Source organism: Anaplasma phagocytophilum str. Webster (genome assembly GCF_000964685.1).
GTDB lineage: Bacteria > Pseudomonadota > Alphaproteobacteria > Rickettsiales > Anaplasmataceae > Anaplasma > Anaplasma phagocytophilum.
The window spans coordinates 1,333,075-1,353,215 of the sequence record NZ_LANS01000001.1 but is presented as its reverse complement, the minus strand read 5'-3'; the positions used below and the strand labels follow the sequence as shown (position 1 = coordinate 1,353,215).

Genomic DNA, 20,141 nt, shown 5'->3' with positions numbered 1-20,141 from the left:
ATAGGAGACAACAGCGAAGCGACTAAGTTACGTAATGTGCGCAATGATATATAGCAGCAGGATTTAGTATACACGCGTGCTGCTATGACTCTTCTGTACTTGGGATACAGGCAGTGGCTTTATAGAAGAGTGAGATATATCATCGTAATAACAGTAGGTCTTACGGAAGGTATGCCATCATAAGTTCTCAGGTAATAGCAAAGCGATAATATCACTTCGTAGCGATTTTACGTATCTAAAAAGAGACTTATCTATAGAATCTTGATGGAATACTTTGTCTCTCGTAAGCAAAGCTCAGACCTTTTAATAAGTAAAACATAAACCTTAAATGATATCTTTCCATAGATTCAGTGATCCATATGGCAATGCTACTACAAACATATGGTTTCACGGATATGGTTGTTGATGTAAATGGTATTTTCATCAGCGACATAACTTGTACGAAGATTAAAGATCTAGGTTCAAGGGCTTTGGTAGACAAGACTTCTAAGCCCTTTTGTCTGTCATTTGATTATTTCTCCAAAGTAATAGCCAATCGCTTACTTCTTGAAATGCTCTCATGCCTTTTTTAGCTAAGTTAGATACCTGCTTGTGTTTGATGTATATCGGAAATCTTGAAGATTTTTAATAATATTCAAGTCATAAAGCATGTAACGTGCACTAAAAGCCAAATGGGAAATGCTAATAGTTGCTTTTTGGGGATAGGGGAGAGTTATGCTAGCGTCTCTATTTATCGCGATAGCATCTATATGCTGAAGAAAATGTTATTCCCGTAGATTCTTAGGTTATATTCCTAAAGGCATAAAAATAACTCTTTTTAGCATTTTTATTTCTGCATTATGACGACGGATGACAGGGTTTTAAAATCACATTTCTCATATATTTTTATCAGTGGAGCTTTTTTATAAAGCCATATTAAGTAAAGATTTCATTTTCTTCATTAATTGAAGCAATTGGATACCGCATTTTCACGCTATTAGAAGGTAGAGTAGCATTATGTCTCCTTTAATAATGCTATTTCGAATATAATGAACTCCGCTTCCAGAGTGCAGTTGCGCGATTAATGGAAAACTTCCTTTACCATTATAATGCACTAACTCACAGATAGACTAGGAGTTAAGCTGTGCTACAAAATTCCGCAAGTGATAAAAGCCATAGAGGCGTTTGCGCAGATGAATACATTACCAAAAACGTATTATCAAGCTTTATGCCAAAGAGTGATATATAACTATGACTTATCTCTAATTTCTTCATAATATTCTGTCACTATACCAGCACACCGGTCGATTCTTTTGACGGGTACTTCTGATGACTACATAAAGTTGCCTCCTCTCACTCAAGTAAGCACGCTATCTCAAAGAATTCAGTTCTTGCAGGCGTTATTTTTTTATACGGCGTGATTGCACATAAACGTGCGACAAATGTGCATGGCATAAATATACAGCATACCTAATTTAGAAACGTAGTAGAAAATACGTATAGTTTCCGCACTATGTAGAGGTGTAGCAGCATACTGAAATATATTGCAACAACTCTTAAAATAATAGAATCACTGCAGCTATGAACAACATATTCCTAATATATTGTGTACAACTGCATTCTCTACAGGTTTTGCTCAAGCTTTTAGATTACTTGCGAAATTTACATGAGTAAGCAACGATATACTCTGCCAGCTAACTATTACTGAAAACAGACTCACATACCTCATTGCTGAGCCAACTTTTATAGGAACATAACCAAATGCCCATCACTGTGCAATAGCAGACATACATAGCCACCATTGCAGAGAAGACCCTATGCTTACCTGATACTAGCTTGCCGCACCAAAAACCCTTTCAACCTTTCGCCATATGCCATCATGTATTCCAGTGATGCTTGTCTTTGACTTCAAGACTTTATGTAAACTTCTAGTGGGAGTGTGAAGGCGCACGACAGTTTCAACATTATCATCAGCATCAAACGCAACTTTCAATACGTCACAGCTGTATTCACGAAATATAGAAGCCGCAACCTTTTGCAACATACAAGACGGATATATCCAATTATTATCCTCTTCGAGCACCGGATAGCCCAAAACATTGATAATCTCTGTCTTAGAAGCGCCCTCTTTTACATTATCCCAGAGTTTTATATTTGTTGACGGATATCCATTATACTGAACATGAGATAAACACCCAGTTAGTGTGCAAAGAGCACAGCATATAGCTAAAAACCTTAACAGCATAACAGACCTACGCGACATAGCGCTAAAGGATAGCATACCAATTCTGGCTGTCAATTACTATACTGGCTATACTAAGATCAGCAAAGCAGTGTAGGAGGGGCATATAAAATATGGAAAGCAGAAAATGCCATGCGCGTAGAGAGGGCATACTACTAGAATTTTGAATATCACTGCAGAATTCTATTCTTAATGTATAACATTAATTTTAAATCGTAACATTATGGATTTATGCGAAAAAATTTACTGCACTATAAGAAATAAATGCATTTTCTCCTAGCTATATATCTCAGCCAACGTGTCCGCTAAGCAATCTACTGTTTGCTGAACTCCTTAAAGAACAGTCACTCAAATCTGCCTCAGCTTTCTGTAAGGCGGTACTATTTTTTTAAATTCTTTTTCCAATGATTCATCATAGCGAGAGCAAGCGACATACCCTCACTTATTTCTATATACAAGCAGTCCTTTTGGATTGTACTTTGCCCCATACGATTTTTTGCCGCTTCGCTTCTTACTGCGCCCTCTAAGGTCTTATCCAAGAGGATATCACATACTAATGCAGCAGATTTGAATAAGTTCTTTGCCTCATTTTTTTGTGTTTCTAAAACTTATTCAAGTGGTAGTTTTTATAAGAGAAACAACTGTTGCAACGTGCATAACAGAGTAAGTTAGCGCTGTGGCTGCGCATGTCTCAGATGTATGTGTACCTATAAGCTTAGATGCACATATCACGTCATTTATCATAATATTTAACAATAGGTGAGGGGTAGAACTATAGGCGAGGTAGCACATTTTGAATTGCTGACAGACGCACTAAAATATACCTTAATCCGTGCATTATTCGCGGGATGTTCCGCAGCTCTCTAACTTCCTCTTCCGTTCGTTCTTTTGCTAGTAGTTCGCTCTGTTCACTTCTTGAAATGCACATATAACTTGCGTAATGAAGATAGAAGCAGTTGTTAAGCATTCTGTATATTCTAAGTCTGCAGCATTAGCACTTATCATAATATTTCAGGTTAGTAGAGCATATAACATCGCACAAAGCGTTATTACAAGCTCTTACTCATTGATCTAGGGTTAGCAGAGTAGTAGCCTGTTATTCCAACATGATGCGACAGTAAGTATCTCATTTCCGCTAGTGCAGGTACCAGTAAAGCCTATATTGCCTCCATAATCACCACCGTATTTACACAGTTCTGCTGCACCGCGTTAGCAAAGTTTGTGTAGATCTTAGAAACTAAAATATACTGAATATTGAGCACTGAAGTCATCATTTGTGGCTGTGAAAAGCGGCCTATTGGCTTCCCTAGTCAGAGCTGACAAATCGATGGGTATAGCACCTTATTTCAGTGTTAAGTGTTCATATCTTAAAAATGCAAAGGACTGTTCATAATCTTTCTCCCTCTTCCTAGAAAAAGGCACAGTACCTTACCAACGAAGTATGTAACCTAAGGTCAGCAGCATGAAAATACCAGCAAGGAGCAGAGACAGCATGCGCAACCCTTGGAAGGACACAAGCTAAAGTTGCTTGATGTTATAGCCACTATTTACACGCGAAAATGCTATTGAGCCTGGTTTACGCCTATGCAGACTTATAGTGATATAACATCCTTTTCCTCGCATGAGCAGTTATAGATGAAATGAGTGGTTTTGTTTTTTCTCAGTATTTAACCCTTGAATACTTCTTTCTACTATATCTGGTTCAGTCGCTAAGAGGGCTTTACTGTCGAGCGGGGATATAGTGTCGTAACTATTTAAATTTCCCATTTCAACATAGATACGAGGTTTATAAGATGCAAAAGCAAGTAAGAGCTATGGCAAGTATGTGGAAGCTGCGCGCGCAGCTCTATTTTTGTACAAGAGAATAAGGCTATATGGTATTCACGACGGCAAAAGAAATGCCTATAACACCTAACCTAAATAGTAGTACATTCTGTGGTACACACTACGTATAAACATCACTAAGTAGATTATTGCTCTTTTTGAGCGGCTAATATGTAGTTTACACTTATATCTCTATCATTTAAGACCCAATCGTTATGCAATATTTTATAGGTAATGCCTTTTATATCTTTAACGAGCACTCTGCTTTTTAATAGGGCATCGTGAATCTCTGAAGGCTTGACAAACTTCTTCCACTGGTGCGTGCCAGGAGGCACCATGCGAAGTATATACTCCGCAGCTATCTTACCAAGTAACATGGATTTGATAGTTCTGTTTAGTGTAGAAATGAAAAGCATACCTCCAGGTTTCAGTAACTTACAGGAGCTAGATAAAAATTCAGTCAAATCAGGGATATGCTCTACAACTTCCATTAAGGTGATGATATCGTAAGAAGAACACTCTGAGGAGTGTATAAAAGACTCTATATCCGTAAAATGGTACTCTATATCTAAGCCTTCGATAGCAGCGTGCTGTCTAGCAGCTTCTATTCCTTCTCTACATGGATCTACTCCAGTGACACTAAAACCAAGCCTTGCCATGGCTTCGCAAATAAGCCCACCACCACAACCGATATCCAAAAGCCTTTTACCTGAGTTAGTAGCCTCTTGTAAATTTTCAAGAATATACTGAACGCGCAAAGGATTTATCCTGTGCAAAGCTGAAAAAGACTCCCCATCCCACCATTCTGAAGCCAAATTTGAGAACTTCACCAGCTCTGATTCGTCAACATTACTCACAAAAAAACAACCCAAAAATAGATGCTACAATACTCATATTATGGTGTGACTCCTCCTATTCAGTAGCAGAAATACTACGCTTTATTAACTGTACTGTATTCTCAATACCATACAATTTTACAAAAGACCCAAATCTAGGCCCATCACTCTGTCCAAGTAACACTTCGTACAGCATCTTAAACCACATACGTAGATCACTAGGCTGTAGATACTTCTTTCCAACCTCAAATACTTCATTTTGTATTTCATCAGGTGATTTACTGTCATCCATGCAAGAAAGAGTATTTGCTAGATCAAGTAACATGTTGCTCTCCTCAGCAGTAGGTGTTTTATATGATCTAGACGGCATAACAAATGCCCTGCAATACGCAACAGAGAACTCTAATAACCTACTTAGTAGAGTATTGTTCTCTAAATCAATCCCGTCCCTATATATTTTTATGAGTTGCTCCAACATCGCAACATCGTTTGCATTGCACGCTGATGCTATGTTGATGAGTAGACAAAAAGTTAAACCATACAGCTCTACTTTAGGAACATTACCGTTGTGTATATGCCATACAGGATTGTGAGTACTAGGAGCCTCATTGTATTTATGTAATAATGACAGATAGTCATCTACAAATTTTGGCACTACTTCAGAACACAAGCGCTTAGCCCTTTTCGGGTTTTGAAACATATAGAGGGCTAGGCTCTCATACGGTGCGCATGCAAGCCACTCTTCTACAGAGAAACCATTGCCCTTAGATTTGGAAATTTTCTTCCCTTCTTTATCAAGAAAAAGTTCATATGGAAACAGAACAGGAGGCCTTCTACCTAGGAGTTTACAGATTTCTGCAGACGGTTTAGCAGAAGGAGTTAGGTCTTTACCATGAGATTCATAATGCACACCAAAAGCGGCCCAACGCATTCCCCAATCAGCTTTCCACTGTAATTTACAATGTCCACCGGTTACTTTTACCTCTACCAAGTCTCCGTCTTCATTTTGATAAAAAATAGTTCCTTTTTCTACGTCTGTTTTGACTATAGTCACCTGCAGCACTCTAGATGTTTTTTCACATATGGGCAGAAACGGACTATAAGTTTTTTGACGCTCTTCGCCAAGTGTTGGCAACAGTATGCTTACGGCCTTATCATAATTTCTTAGTAGCCGTAGCAGTACATCATCATATCTACCGGATCTGTAGCACTCTGTTGCACTAATAAATTCGTATTCAAACCCAAATCTGTCTAAAAAAGCACAGAAAGTGCCGTTCATATGATGGCCATAGCTTGAGGATGTGCCGAACGGATCAGGTATTGAGGTCAGTAACTGTCCCAGATGTTTCTCTAGCATTTCACGGTTTGGTACGTTATCAGGAACTTTCCGCAACCCATCCATATCATCAGAGAATGCTAAAATCCTTGTTTTAGTTTTAGGAGAGATCTCTCGCAGTGCATTAGCTACATATACTGTTCTTTGTACTTCACCAAAAGTTCCTATATGAGGCAATCCGGACGGACCATACCCTGTAGCAAGTATTATTTCCTCGCTATCACCAAATGCCTTTAAAATTTTTTCAGCTTCTATAAACGGCCAAGATACCACTTCTCCCTTCATATGTTTTGCTCCACCACCAGCATGCAAATATTCATTATTTTTATAAGTATAACTTACTTAATTACAATGTTACCCAGCACTAAGAAAATGCCTGTAATTTCATCATCCGGCAATATAAGCTACTTAGCAGCGACACATGAGTTTACAGTTAATCATTATCTGCGTGCACACTATCCTACTTGCGAAACGCCTCTCTCTTCGTAATATAACAGCAATGCCAAGAGTTTTCCTATATCAGAAAGCAAAACCTTCATCGACAATATCATATCCATATGTAACGAAGCATATACTGTACATATACGATGCACACACAGGATACTAAAATCCACTAACGCGCTTCATCCTAAAAACAAAATAGCCTTAGGAAAGTACGTAATTACACTTTCTCTAGCAAACTATTTTCGATCGTTACTCCGTATTTTTTCATCAAATAACCTAAGAGCTGCTCTCTTATAGATAGGATGCCACTACTAACAAAATGTGCCTTGTAGCTCTCTAGATCCTCCTCACTTATTTCAGCATCTTTTATTTCTTTAAGCAGAGCAATGTATACAGTCTCAGATTCAGAATCTATAACTTCTTTCGTTACTCCACCAATGTTAATGGCGAATATCTCATCGACTAAGCGTTCAGGATACTTGCTATCATTGTCGGTAGAGCCATCTGACTTTTTTACCGTGACATTCTTTTTAAAAGAAACTCCATTTACAACGGACAATTCAGTGCCATTTTGTAGCTTCGAGCGCAACTCCACAGCAAATTCACGTATTTTCTTCATACGTAATGCACTCTTCCATTCTTCAGTAAGAATAGACCTGCTTTCTTCAAGTGTCCTTGGTCTTGGAGGCACTACTTCAGTAACAAGAACGCCGAAATAAGCGTCACCATTGCTAACCAGATGAGACGGTTTTCCTACGGCAGATGAAAACGCCAAAGTAGTAAAGGCGTTTATACCAAGCTGCAACGGAAAGTCTTTCACTAAGTTGCCAGATTTATCGAGCCCATGCATATCAAAATTCGTCAAAACACCACTGATCCGCGCACCAAACATATCCTTTAGTTCATTCAGCGATGCCCCGCGGCTGATCATATCGTTTGCTTTTTTCACATTGCTAACTAGCAACTCACCTGCCTTCTGCCTTCTAATATTTGAAGATATCTTCTCTTTCAGCTTTTCTAGGTCTTCCTTAGTGATCTCATGCTTCCTTATTACCTTCATGATATGCCAGCCGACAACGCTACGGAACATTTCACTGACTTCTCCTTCATTTAGTGCAAACACCACATTTCGCACACCTACCGGAAGAACATCCTTAGAGATATTATTGAGTGCAATATCCTCTATGGTGTAGCCAGCATCACTAACCAATTCCTCAAAAGACTTACCCTCTTGGTAAGCTTTGTAAGCTAGCTCAGCTTCATTTTTGTCTGTAAATACTAAATTTAGAACATCTCTTTGATCATGTAGTTCACTGTTTTTAATCTCAACGTCTACCTCTTGATCCGAAACAATGACATCAGCAAGCAAGTCGTCTTCTGCCATGATTATATAATCAGCACTGCGATATTCAGGGAAATTTAGAGAATTCTTGTACTGCTCCTCAAACAATTTTTGCAATTCATCATCAGATATATCACTTCCTGAAATGTCTACGGCATCAGAAGATATTTCCACTATGTCTGCCACACGATGCTGCAGCAATCCCAACACAACATCTTTTGCTAATGCATCATAATAAGGAATATGTAATTCCGCCCTATTAGGGAATAAACACTCCATTAGAATAGTAGAAGGTAAAGCATTGCGAATTTTATTCACATAGGACGACTCAGTCATTCCGCTGTCAGCCAATACGGCTTCATATCTCTCCTGGTCGAAGACACCATTAGCATCCTGAAATATTCTTATATTTTTGATCAGACTCCGTAAGCTATTTGAGCCAACACGTATGCCTAAGTCATGAGCAAACTTTTCAACGACCATGTCGGCTATCATGTTCTTGAGGACAACTTCCTTAATACCAAACTGATTAATTTGAGCATCAGACAATTTGTGTTGTAACATCTTCTCTAGTTCTGCCAACTCGTTGCGGTACATTATACGGTAATCCCGCAATGGTAGACATTTATTACCCAACATTGCAACGCACTGTCCGTTGCCAGAATTAGACAACTTACCCATTGGTATCATGCTTCCAAAAGTGACAAAAGCCATGGCACCTAAAACCGTTGCCATGACCACCCAAACATAAATCTTCCTTGATCGCATAACAGAACGCCCATAGCTGGTCAGATTCCCGAAGGAATATAGTAATCAGAAAAAATCTGCAAGACTTTTTCTAGTTGTTTATGGGCAATATTCTGAATTTTGCATAGTAGCCATTACGTAATGTATGGATAGACCCGTATTAATTTGTTTCGGTACGATATATGAAGTTCTAAAAAGCTATAGAACCTTGCCATGCAAAGCTTAAGAGCCCTTACCCATCCCATATACATCCGTGTTAATGAAAGCACCATTCTGCTGCTTGTGCAGAATTCTACATAAGCATGTCACGAAAAACAGAAGCAAACGTGGCTCTAGTTTCTTATCTAATCCATGAGTAAGTAATGGGCTGAATGCCTCTTCTCACATATCTTCTATTAGTTTTATTACTCATGTTCTGCATAACATTTAAACAGAGGAAAGAATTAACAGTGTAACACTCTTAAAAGCGCATCACAGGGTATAAATGAGTTTTTCCAGCATAGATAATAGCAGTAGGAGATGTGATACTTGAGTTTTAAACTGTATATTGATGCTGTACTGTAATATTCAATATGCCAAAAATACTATACCTTTGAGCGTTCATAATAATGCTTACCGCGGCACTACTAGGGGACGCATCAATTTCTTAAAAGCTTTTTCGAGATGCTTAAAGCTCTTGGTTGTTAGAACAGGTATTACAAACACACTGCAGGACGTGCATTTTCAAACCGTTTAAGCATACCTTCAAGGGATCAAATAACAGTGTTTCTTAACACTGTGAACTAAAATTTTATATGCTTACAAGAGTAAGATATGCTGCCTGTGAGATGGAGACAATTTTCGGCATCAAAAATACACCATACGCATTTGTTGATAGATAATAACACCGCACATACATCATTTACCTAAGCCCTGCTGATACGAAAAATAGGCCAAACGTCATCTTACCTGCAGTGTAGAAAAACATCGTATTCACAAGACGCTTATGAGTATTCCAGAAGGTATACACTGCTAATTTGGTGAAAAGGTATATGTATACCTAGCAGTTTCCTTGAGCAATCTATTTTTATTCTAATGCAAGCAAGAATGTATAGAATATGTGTTGCAATATATTCTGCTAGTTTTAAAGCATATTATGCTTAAAACTTAATGTTTCATATTTATAGATATTTTCCAAAACGTTTATATTTCAGTTTGTGTAGTACATATCTCTGCACCAGATGTTTAAAAGAAAGCTCAGTGTTACTTGAAAAATCTTTTCTGATTTCCTCAATAAAACCTTTAAAGTATATAGAGTATGTTTTAGAAGTTGGAGAGAAAAACGCTATAAGTGGTTTTTTGAAGATAGAAATGTTAGGTGCGGCTAGATCATTGTTTTCTAGATCAAGGTGAGTATGTAATGGGACTGCTAAAGTCTGTATAAGATGCAGTACCTTTTAATCAAGGTGGAACTGCTAGCTCAATACTTAGTGACGCTAACTGGAGCCACAATACAACGGTATCTTCGTGTGAAGATTTTCACGCTAAAACGTGCTCTGTAGAATGCGTTGCCAGAGGTAGAGTGTAGTAGATTGGGTAAGGGTACGTCAGATCTCACAGAGTCTCAGTGAGTGTATCCTCTCAGAAGCTTAATGTTATATTCTTGGTGTGCACTGCTCACAAGTAAACTATTGTAGTAATAAGGTCATGTTTTTGTATCAAATTCTAACCCATCAGTGTCTCTCTACGCTTCTAATGCTAAAGGTTCTTTATCAGCCCTAGCAATCTATAGATTTAAGAGTTTATAGCTTGTAGACTACTTTTAGTGGTTGTCACAGGAAATTGTGGAATCCTTAATACGCATTACAATCACAATTCATAGACGCGGGGCATGTTACTGAGGCTGCCTTAGATGAGCTCTCCATCACCATGTGCTCGCAAAATATCACACTTATTTCCATAAGAGCTTACGCACAAAAGCTAGACACATATCTAGCCCGATTGATGTTATCAGTTAAATTATCATGGACACTCTAGTGGTAAAAGCGCGAATAAATGGGGGCAAGTGTAGTTTTCGGAAGTCGATTTGATAGTTTATAAATAAGGTACAACCCAATAGACTTGGTATCCAAAGCTATAGCAGGGGAGCCCTTCAATATTTTGCCTTGAGGCACTTCATTTAGAGGCACTAAATGCACACCTGTTAGGGGAATGAGGGAGTTATTGAACATTTGATAATAGACAAAATCGGCTTTTGTAGATTCTATCACAGCAACTATATCTTCTTCAGTTTGTTCAGAAGCACACAAAATTGAATATGCTTGTAGTTCAAGAAGACTGATCCCATGAACAGCAACACTAGAAGCAAGCTCAAAACCTTGTGCTGTTGCCAGAGATACTCTTAACCCAGTAAAGCTTCCAGGGCCTATTATTACTGCAATGTCAGTTAAATTTTGGTAGGATATTCCTCCTTCAGAAAGCACTATATCTATGAGAGGAAATAATGACTCAGCATGATGATTTGCCTTAACGCTTTTCCTTTCATAAAACTCGTTATTACCAGGGCTAAAAAGCGCAACAACACATTCAGCTCCGCAAGTATTTAAAATCATTATCTTCACAATGGTACCTTGCTAAACTATCCATTTTTCACGAACAATCTATGTACTCGCACAAATAACATCGCAAATGCCCCATTTCCAAGCACATTCATTGAAGTTATTGCAGGGTCAAAAACTACATATAACGTAGTGATGAGGGACAACATTGTTGGTGAAAAATTTAGATATTGCTCGATAATCGGCAGCATAACTATGATCCCGCCACCGGGTATGGCGACAACAGCGAATTTTGCAAGAAGAAAGTATAGTAGAAATGCAAGATAGCTTGAAGTTGTAATGCATCCTACGCCATTGAATGCTGCAGAGATTACTAGTGCCATCACTATAATAAAAAAACAATCACCAACTAGGTGTACATTGAGAGCAGTAGGAACTGCGATGTCTGCAATATCGCCGTCCTGCGAATCTTTTTTTACGGCCTTCAGTATTATGGGCATGGTTATCAAGCTAGACATTGTAGTAAACGCGAATAGAGATGCTGGTAGCATACCCTTAAATTTTCTGAGCCCCTCTTTTATTGAAAAACCCGCAGCCACGAAGTATAAAAAAGATATATATAACAAAGCAGAGCAGAATAATAATAAGGCAACGTTTGCATTGCTTATTAGTATATCGAGTAGGTTATCACTCTGCATTTTAAATACAAGACCTACTATGAACACAGGCAATATGGGAGCAAACCCTTTTTCCAAAGCAAAAACGCTGGAAGTAGCCATCATACTGGATAACTTTTCAGACTTTTTTCCTAGCATCCTGGGAAGCAGCATACCAGATAAGAAGCCAAGGATTACAGCATTTAGGCTACTTATATGACGCGGCAAGCTAAAGCTGTAATATGGAAGAAGTTCCACAGAGGGCTTAGCATCATCAAAGCATGTCAAATTTTCTGAGACCGAGCCTATGGCAATCTTTCCAACAACATGTGCAACGGAGACAGAAGCAGAATTTGACAAAAGGACCATACCTAGCAACAGAAAAACCACCTTTATAGCGTTGTATCCCTGCAATTTTGATACAGATTGAAAAACAATACTAAAAACGATAAATGGTAATAGAAATACTATGACTTCCTTTATGGTGAGGCTAATAGCATAGGAAAAGGACCTTATAGTATAGGGAATGAAATCTGCAAAACAAAACGCCGAAATAACAGCAATGAGCAGAAGAGAGAATTTTATCGCGTGTGTGTTGACAATTTTCATATAAGAAGACCTTTACCTCAAAACGATATACTGTAAAGCACGCATACTACCTTTAATGTACTAAGCGCCAAAGTAAATAGTTAAAATGAGTAGTAGAGGTCATCTAATGCAACACAAACACTTAATACACATTAATCTATCAATAAGATCTACCAAGATAACACACGCTAGCTTTTGGATTTAGGCTTTGGTAACGTAGAGCCTCCAAACAATAATTTATTTGCCTTGATAAACAGGATAGAAAATGCTCCGTTTCCTAAAATATTTAACATAGTGATTATAGGATCGAGTAGTATGTACACGGTTGTAGAAAGCGATAACATCACGGGTGTAAAGTGCAGATACTTCTCCATTACGGGAAACATCAGCAACAAACCTGTTCCTGCCACAGCAGCTTCAGCAAACTTCATAATTACGACGTAGAACAGGAAAAGCAGATAATCCGAAGTGCTCATCATATCCATCGTTCCAAAAGCTGATGCCATGAGCGATAAAAGAACAACTGTGAAGAAACAATCTCCAAGCAAGTGAATATTTACAGACCCAGGTACGACAATATCGGCGAGGTTTGAATTGCTAGTGCTCTTCTTTACAGCAGCAAGAGTTATTGGCATAGTCAATAGACTGGACATGGTAGTAAAACCAGTCAGCGCAGCAGGCAACATGTTCTTCAGCGCTTCAGCAGTTTTCTTGAAGGATCCACCATTACCTATGAAGTATAATAAGATTACATACGCTAAAGCGGGAAGAGAGATATACAGTATAGCAGCATAATTATTGGCTAGGACATCCAAAGCTCCGTCGCTTCTTATCTTAAATGTGAACCCTACTATGAATACTGGAATCACAGGAGAAAAGATCTTTTCCAACGTAAAAACGCTTATACTATAGAGCTTTTCAGATACTTTAAGAACAGTATCGCCAAAAATCCTTTGCAGTATAATCGCAGCTACAAACCCTAAGGCCAAAGCTTTTGCACAGCTCATTATCGACGGAAGCGTAAAAACGGGATAAGCCGGTAAAAGCGTTTCGGCACTGCTAGTAGAGCTATGTATTATTTCCTGGTCCAATATATCAAGGACCTGTACACTCAAAAAGTGAGATATACTCACTGACAAGGTATTGGACAGCAATACCATGGAAAATAACAAAAATGTAACCTTTATAGCGCTACTACCGCGCAACTGACTCGTAGAATGAAATATGATACTGAAGACCACAAATGGCAATATAAATACCAGGCACTCCTTCACATATAAACTAACGGTGTAAAAGAGAGATTGGATCTTATAAGGCACCATATCACCTAAGAGAAAGGCTGATGCAACAAGCAAGAAAAGGAACAGAAACCGCAGTGAATGACTCATAACTTCTAAGTACTAAATAAACGACAGTGCATTCCTTAGCCTAGAAATGCGCCCTGAGCGACTCGAACGCCCGACCTTCTGATCCGTAGTCAAATGCTCTATCCAACTGAGCTAAGGGCGCTTAAAAGCAACGGTAGGTTATATGTTAATCGGGCTTATGTAAACAGAATTTTTGATCAAGCGCAATGTTAAAAATACAGATAGTTAGCAATTCATTAATAGCAACGCAGAATAGAGCATGAGATATGCAATAAATATTTGGGTGAGAAAATGCATGATAAGGTCCTCAAAATCTCTGAATATTTTCTAATGATCAAAATATACCTTCAACTTGATAATTTAGTGCATAATAAAAACTCTTAGAGGGAAGGGATAGTTACTCCGTTTTCTCTATGCATACAGGGAAAAATTTTGTATGCTCTGAGGTCGCTTTGGTAGATTTGCTTTGAGGACTTTTGTTGCCATTGAGGTGCAACTGGGTTTTATTGTGTAAATAGTTTTTTTCCATAGCAGGATTTTTGATAATATCTTTACCAAATTTCTGATGTACTTTCATAATGGTAAAATGGGCCAATGGTAAGATACGTACGTATAAAGCCAACATCTGGTGTGTCTTATTATCTTAAAAGGGGATTTTTTAAGATAATGCAGCACAGGGTATGTGTATTAGTCATAGCAGGGTCACTGCTTTATTGTTTTGGGCGGTGGTTTTCTGGAGATGAAAGCAGCTTTTTCTGGAGAATGCGTACTCATGTTGTAGACAGATGTGTTGCAGCAACTGAAGTAGTAATGAAATCTGCTGTACCCGCTTCTCTCTGTGCTCAGTCTTGTACAGCAATACAAGATGCTATGGGAGTTGCGTCTTGTTTTGTGCGTACAGAAATGTTAGCCGAGGAAAATGAAAATTTTAGGCGATTATTAAACTTTGTTTCTGATTATAGGGGCCTTTCTTATATTACTACACGCGTGATACATTCATATGATGGTATATCGAGAAAAGTTTTTCTTCCTTTAGGCACTAGGGACGGTATCAAAAATCAGCAGGCTGTTGTCAATAGTAAAGGTTTAGTAGGAAAGATAGTAGATGTAAGTGAGCGTAGTTCCCGAGTTTTGCTTGTGACAGATAAGGGTTTTGATGCTCAGGTTTTTATTGTAGAAAATGGGGTCAGTGCGTTACTGTCTGGCTCTGGAACAGGTGCCGTTTTTACTAATGTTTCCTCATCTGACAAGGAGATAAAGATAGGCTCAATAGTGATAACCGTTGCAGGTATCGGGGGTTTCCCTTATGGGATATATGTAGGTGATGTACTAAAGTCCAACAGAGTAGCAGCGGCGGTTAATGTAGAAGAGCTGGATATAGTTAGCGTTATTAGCCTGCGAGATGACAATACGTAGGTGAAATGCGTGACGGATAGATGTGACGCAATTTAGTAGTAAAAGGCCCCAAAAGAAGAATAGCTGAGAAGGGACGACGAGAGGTTTTTTTCGTAGGTTTATGTCTAGACTGCAAATCCTTCAGGATGCCCTTAACAATGAGGTTACTACAAAACATAATAGGAAAAAGAAGCATCAGCAGGAATTTGAGAAGCATCTTCAAAAAGGACATAGCAGAGGTTCTCTTTTTCCCTTTAGGTACACGCCCAAATCTGGCAGCGTCCTTCTCATTAGAAGATTTGGTTTGTCCCGCCCTCTGAACAGGATCCATACCATGAGCTATAGTAACCTTGCGCATCCGTTGTATTACTGCAGAAACTCCGCGTTGCTGCTCCGTTAGCCTAAGGACAAAACTTGTATTAGTAGGCTTTTGAAAAGCTATGTTACAGCGATATTGTTGAGCATTACGCTCCCTTTTTTTAATTTTCTCACGTTCTGTATAAGATAATGCCGTACTGCTTAAAGGCGTTCTTTTCTTCTTAAAAGACTTGTGCTGCTCTAGATATCCAGGTAATTGCTTTTGTACTCTTTTACGCTGCAATGCTAAACGTAGTACCTGCTTGTGCAGAGAGAAGGAGCTGCTGAGCATTGTGGGGATATCTAATGGATAATCGCTTGTTGTATTCTAAGCAGGATATGTGAATACTAAGTTAATTCTATTAAGAACTTAATATTATTAATTGAGATCTAAACCAAGATCATACTCTCTAATTTTTTCAGCAATATTTGAGAAATTTATTGTGTATTTGAGTGTAGAGCTTACTTCTAATACCTGTGTTTTGCAGGTAGTTTTTGTGATATGGGGAAGGATATACAGAGGTTTTCCCTAATAATGCAAAGAGTTGTTCCAGTGCATTTTATTGTTTTAGCCGGTATTCCACTTTAGTGCCTGGGCACTTATGCCAGAGATTATGATGACCTAATCGGGAGTATTTTGAAGGAAAATATGTGGGGAAATAAACTCCGGCATCAGTAAGGTTTTGGTCACAACGAGCTTAATGGGCACGGTATTCGGAATCTGGCAAAGAGAATGTTGTGATATTACGAATGCTAAAATCACGGCAAATGCTATGGTGAGATCAATGCTACTCAAGAGAGAAGCAAGATATTTATGGGATATATGCGGGTATACGTAACGGGATGCACTTTCTCCTGTATGATGGTACTCATGTTCTAAAATGTAATTTACTTGTTTTGAGATTTTTCCATATCTAAGGCAATGGGATGCGCAGTGCTGAAATTATAAAGAATTGAGTTTCGATAAGTAGAAAAGACTTATAAATAGTGTGCATACATGTTGAGGCTCTATAAGTTCGGTTTTCAGGGGATATTAGAGTTGATTAATAGGAGAATAAGTACCTTACTTCTAGCTATAGGATGAGTGAATAGACAATAGAGGGAATGCAGCACGGGGTATGTTCAGCAAATTTTAATGTAGAACCTAGAAGGCAATATGCTATTTAACATCTTCGAAGCAAGCTAAGGATAGATGGTAGTAAACCAGGGATACTAGAAATACATAGAAAGTGTACCGCAGATCTATAAGCATGAGTTCTTATCTATACAAGGGAAAACATGTCATGACCTGGAAAATTCTTTTATTCTATAGATCGTTCAGTAAAAAGATGCTCTCCTAAAAACGGGTGGAATGATATCTAGCATGGTTATTATAGCTTATATTGCTGCTGTAAAAATCCTGATAGCTGTAAAAATCCTGATAGAAGAGTTTTGAGAAAACGCTCTTCAAAACTTATAGAATAATATTTTAGATGGCTGCAGCAGATTATATTCCTGCTACAAAAAGTTTTACAGAAGGCTTTTGTAAATGGATGTAAGAACCTCTATATATCTCAGAGATCGGGATAGCAATATTCAATTGTTATCTAAAGGGGAAACCACGCTATTGACGCATATATCCATGCGTTATCTTCTAATAAAGGAGAATTACTCCTTTTCAATGCAATGATTTGAAGATACCGGACTGGGTGACTGGGTGACTGGGTGACTGGGTGACTGGGTGACTGGGTGACTGGGTGACTGGGTGACTGGGTGACTGGGTGACTGGGTGACTGGGTGACTGGGTGACTGGGTGACTGGGTGACTGGGTGACTGGGTGACTGGGTGACTGGGTGACTGGGTGACTGGGTGACTGGGTGACTGGGTGACTGGGTGACTGGGTGACTGGGTGACTGGGTGACTGGGTGACTGGGTGACTGGGTGACTGGGTGACTGGGTGACTGGGTGACTGGGTGACTGGGTGACTGGGTGACTGGGTGACTGGGTGACTGGGTGACTGGGTGACTGGGTGACTGGGTGACTGGGTGACTGGGTGACTGGGTGACTGGGTGACTGGGTGACTGGGTGACTGGGTGACTGGGATTTTTTCTTTTTTTAATGGGAGTACTGGTATTGGGAAATGTCTTTATAGAAGTGTTAGAAGGTTTCAGATTGATGGACGTCAGGGTTAGTTAGAGATTAATGATATGTTTTTTAATATGTATTACGATGCGTATTCATGGCATCATATAGGCTGATTAAAAACTTTGTTTTTATCCCTTTAAGGAAGAAGTAGGTATGATTATGAAGTCACAAAACGGATATAAATGTCTGTACATAGGGCTGTAAAAGGGAGAGAGTAGGGATAATTACTATTGATATTTGCTGCAAAATGTAGAATAATCCCATCGATAGAAAGGGGAGAGGTGGCCGAGAGGCTGAAGGCGGCGGTTTGCTAAACCGTTATACAAGTAACATTGTATCGAGGGTTCGAATCCCTCTCTCTCCGCCAGTGTAGGTGCAGGCGGCATTGAGGTACGAGGCTGTATATGAGCCGGTTTGTGACTAAGCACGGATATAAGAGTGTTAATTCTGTAGTTGAGTCATTTGTATTAAAGCACTGTAATCTTTGGAGCATCAGTAAAATAGAGGTTCGTCTGTTTCTGAATTGGCGATCTATAGTGGGAAGCACTATAGCGGATATGGCGTCGCCAGATAGAGTTGTATTCACCGGGAATAACTCAGGTGCCTTGTGTTTACAGGTAAAGAATGGGGGATACGCAATGTTCTTGCAATATGCTATACCTGGAATGATAGAGAAGATCTCTGTTTATTTTGGCTTCAAAGCGATACACTCAATAAAAATCAGGCAATAATTGCCTAGGTACATTCCCCTGTGGTTGCTTGTGAGAGGGGTTATGTGCGTTTATAGGCTTATGTCTCTTCTTGTATACTCTTCAGTTAGGTACGAGGTGGAGTCTGCTTTGATAGGATAGGAGAGGCAACTAAATATTTGGTTATTACTCTATGAGCAGAGAAGTTTTATCGTGTTTAGAATGTTTGTCATACTTTGATGTTTTTAGCATGGCCGTTTTACGGAGTTTGCATGCTTGCATATTATGTAAATGACACTTGGGGGTTTTGTTTTTTTGTAGTGTGTTCTATACGTGGGTTTTTGCATCCTTAACTTAATGAAAACTATGGGCTATTGTTACGTATGAAGTAGCTTTGCTTGTGTCGCTAGATACTTAGGATTTTTAATGATCTTCTTTCAGTTGTCTGTGCTTGAGACGACAATAATATGTAGCGAGCTCGTTGTATAGATACCCTAAGATTATCAAAAAAAGATCACGTTTTTGTAATCGTATGTATTCTTCGGGTGTGCTTTACGTGCTATGAGTACGTTGGATTGTGATGAGCTGCATTTAGGGTATAGAGTGTGGGCATTATGACTTACTCTCAGTGCAACAAGTCAGTCTACTAAAGCAAGTGCAAAGTTAAGGTAGTAGCCTTAAAATTGTAGTACGCGAAGTTGTAATGATGCATTTAGATAATTTGCAAATTGGTAATAAGGCCTGAAGTAATACATCTTTGATCGTGAAAGTTCTTTTAGTACGTTGAAATTGAGGTGGTTAGTAGTAAGAATACTGCTGCAATGTTTGTATCGTGATTACATTTTTCCTGAGAATACGTTGTGTCTACTGTTTTCGCAGATTTGTACGCTTTTGTGAAATATATGCGGGATCTGTCTCGGAACTTGTTCAGTAAGTAGTAGTGATGCTATAGTGAGCCGAACAGAGGCGTTTCTAGTTTTTCAAGAAGCGCAATTATGCTACTTTGTTTTTTATTACCTGTAGCGTCAGGATGCTTTAATCTTTCACAAAACTTCTCGTTTCTGTAGGTTTTTATAAGAGCTGGATAAAATGCTTTGATATTTCTCGAAAACACTTAGGTCAGAAAGATATTCTTATCACAAAGTAATCATACTTTATGGTTTTCAAAAAGAAGCCCGTAAAAGTCAGGCTGGATTACAGCGATAGCACACCGAATAAGGGTGAAAAAGGGTTGTAAGATATCTTGAGACGACGATGGCATTTAAAATTCCCGTATAATACATTTGTACAGGGAGCATATCAAGGATCCATCAGTATGCGTTCTTATTGATAAAGGCAGTCAGAAAACATGTTACTCTTTAAATATCATAAAATTCCCCAGTATTTCTTGCAGACCTATTTGTTGAAAAATCTTCTAAAAACTAGCGACAGTGGTACCTTTAATTGTTACTATACACTATTTTGTCTACATTATTTGGGAAGAAGGTTAGCATAGCAACACTGCAGTAACGTTGTCTATAAGCATTATGAGTGTTCCAAGTTTAGTGGTAACTAGCAAGATCTATAAGTAATAAACCTTCACTTGCTATAATGTAGGTAGCTTGCCTAGGTTTACAAGTGCTTATTGCTATGGGATATGGCACTATACAGGCAAGGAAGAAGGGTGTACTAATGAGAT

The 20,141-nt window shown here is 38.7% G+C and carries 12 protein-coding genes and 2 tRNA genes; 4 read left to right on the top strand and 10 right to left on the bottom strand.

Going from position 1 to position 20,141, the window contains the following annotated elements:
* Positions 1-359 precede the first annotated feature (359 nt).
* Positions 360-572, top strand: a complete 213-nt coding sequence (locus APHWEB_RS05320) for a hypothetical protein (protein ID WP_020848915.1) — start codon at positions 360-362, stop codon at positions 570-572.
* A 1,238-nt stretch (positions 573-1,810) separates the two neighbouring features.
* Here the strand turns inward: APHWEB_RS05320 and APHWEB_RS05315 are convergent.
* The 9 genes from APHWEB_RS05315 to APHWEB_RS05270 all read right to left on the bottom strand — a co-directional run bounded on the left by APHWEB_RS05315 (position 1,811) and on the right by APHWEB_RS05270 (position 14,040).
* The gene (locus APHWEB_RS05315) at positions 1,811-2,242 is read right to left on the bottom strand and encodes a hypothetical protein (protein ID WP_020848919.1); all 432 of its coding nucleotides are present in this window, start codon (positions 2,240-2,242) and stop codon (positions 1,811-1,813) included.
* Between the two features lie 1,949 nt (positions 2,243-4,191).
* Positions 4,192-4,902, bottom strand: coding sequence for a bifunctional 2-polyprenyl-6-hydroxyphenol methylase/3-demethylubiquinol 3-O-methyltransferase UbiG (gene ubiG / locus APHWEB_RS05305; RefSeq protein ID WP_011450717.1), 711 nt, complete (start codon positions 4,900-4,902; stop codon positions 4,192-4,194).
* Positions 4,903-4,957: 55 nt separating this feature from the next.
* Positions 4,958-6,502 (bottom strand): lysine--tRNA ligase, encoded by a 1,545-nt coding sequence (locus APHWEB_RS05300; protein WP_011450718.1) that lies wholly within the window; start codon positions 6,500-6,502, stop codon positions 4,958-4,960.
* 170 nt (positions 6,503-6,672) lie between these two features.
* Positions 6,673-6,831 carry a hypothetical protein gene (locus APHWEB_RS06575; RefSeq protein ID WP_020848921.1) on the bottom strand — a complete coding sequence of 53 codons (159 nt, stop codon included), beginning with the start codon at positions 6,829-6,831 and terminating at the stop codon, positions 6,673-6,675.
* A gap of 47 nt (positions 6,832-6,878) precedes the next feature.
* Complete coding sequence (locus APHWEB_RS05295; RefSeq protein WP_044108160.1) at positions 6,879-8,771, bottom strand: peptidylprolyl isomerase; 1,893 nt, start codon at positions 8,769-8,771, stop codon at positions 6,879-6,881.
* Between the two features lie 1,991 nt (positions 8,772-10,762).
* On the bottom strand, positions 10,763-11,341 hold the full coding sequence (gene tsaB, locus APHWEB_RS05285) for a tRNA (adenosine(37)-N6)-threonylcarbamoyltransferase complex dimerization subunit type 1 TsaB (protein WP_020848924.1): 579 nt from the start codon (positions 11,339-11,341) through the stop codon (positions 10,763-10,765).
* A 26-nt stretch (positions 11,342-11,367) separates the two neighbouring features.
* Positions 11,368-12,552, bottom strand: a complete 1,185-nt coding sequence (locus APHWEB_RS05280; protein ID WP_011450722.1) for a cation:dicarboxylate symporter family transporter — start codon at positions 12,550-12,552, stop codon at positions 11,368-11,370.
* A gap of 167 nt (positions 12,553-12,719) precedes the next feature.
* Positions 12,720-13,919 (bottom strand): cation:dicarboxylate symporter family transporter, encoded by a 1,200-nt coding sequence (locus tag APHWEB_RS05275; protein WP_011450723.1) that lies wholly within the window; start codon positions 13,917-13,919, stop codon positions 12,720-12,722.
* A 47-nt stretch (positions 13,920-13,966) separates the two neighbouring features.
* Positions 13,967-14,040: transfer RNA gene (locus APHWEB_RS05270), tRNA-Arg, on the bottom strand.
* A gap of 452 nt (positions 14,041-14,492) precedes the next feature.
* Between APHWEB_RS05270 and mreC the strand changes: the two genes are divergently transcribed.
* Positions 14,493-15,314 carry a rod shape-determining protein MreC gene (gene mreC, locus APHWEB_RS05845; protein ID WP_020848925.1) on the top strand — a complete coding sequence of 274 codons (822 nt, stop codon included), beginning with the start codon at positions 14,493-14,495 and terminating at the stop codon, positions 15,312-15,314.
* Here the strand turns inward: mreC and APHWEB_RS05840 are convergent.
* A complete protein-coding gene (locus tag APHWEB_RS05840) occupies positions 15,289-15,894 on the bottom strand; it encodes a hypothetical protein (protein ID WP_011450725.1) in 606 nt (201 codons plus the stop codon). The two genes, mreC and APHWEB_RS05840, sit on opposite strands and share 26 nt — an antisense overlap.
* 2,155 nt (positions 15,895-18,049) lie before the next feature.
* On the opposite strand from APHWEB_RS05840, the gene APHWEB_RS05250 reads away from it, so the two are divergent.
* Both APHWEB_RS05250 and APHWEB_RS05245 read left to right on the top strand, forming a co-directional pair.
* Positions 18,050-18,141: transfer RNA gene (locus APHWEB_RS05250), tRNA-Ser, on the top strand.
* 37 nt (positions 18,142-18,178) lie between these two features.
* Positions 18,179-18,505 (top strand): DUF721 domain-containing protein, encoded by a 327-nt coding sequence (locus APHWEB_RS05245; protein WP_011450726.1) that lies wholly within the window; start codon positions 18,179-18,181, stop codon positions 18,503-18,505.
* Positions 18,506-20,141 lie beyond the last annotated feature (1,636 nt).

Excerpts from the sequence above, each read along its gene's own strand:
- APHWEB_RS05320 (WP_020848915.1), top strand. The coding sequence starts at position 360 with ATGGCAATGCTACTACAAACATATGGTTTCACGGATATGGTTGTTGAT.
- APHWEB_RS05315 (WP_020848919.1), bottom strand. The coding sequence starts at position 2,242 with ATGTCGCGTAGGTCTGTTATGCTGTTAAGGTTTTTAGCTATATGCTGT.
- APHWEB_RS05300 (WP_011450718.1), bottom strand. The coding sequence starts at position 6,502 with ATGAAGGGAGAAGTGGTATCTTGGCCGTTTATAGAAGCTGAAAAAATT.
- APHWEB_RS05295 (WP_044108160.1), bottom strand. The coding sequence starts at position 8,771 with ATGCGATCAAGGAAGATTTATGTTTGGGTGGTCATGGCAACGGTTTTA.
- tsaB (WP_020848924.1), bottom strand. The coding sequence starts at position 11,341 with ATGATTTTAAATACTTGCGGAGCTGAATGTGTTGTTGCGCTTTTTAGC.
- APHWEB_RS05280 (WP_011450722.1), bottom strand. The coding sequence starts at position 12,552 with ATGAAAATTGTCAACACACACGCGATAAAATTCTCTCTTCTGCTCATT.
- APHWEB_RS05275 (WP_011450723.1), bottom strand. The coding sequence starts at position 13,919 with ATGAGTCATTCACTGCGGTTTCTGTTCCTTTTCTTGCTTGTTGCATCA.
- mreC (WP_020848925.1), top strand. The coding sequence starts at position 14,493 with ATGGTAAGATACGTACGTATAAAGCCAACATCTGGTGTGTCTTATTAT.
- APHWEB_RS05245 (WP_011450726.1), top strand. The coding sequence starts at position 18,179 with ATGAGCCGGTTTGTGACTAAGCACGGATATAAGAGTGTTAATTCTGTA.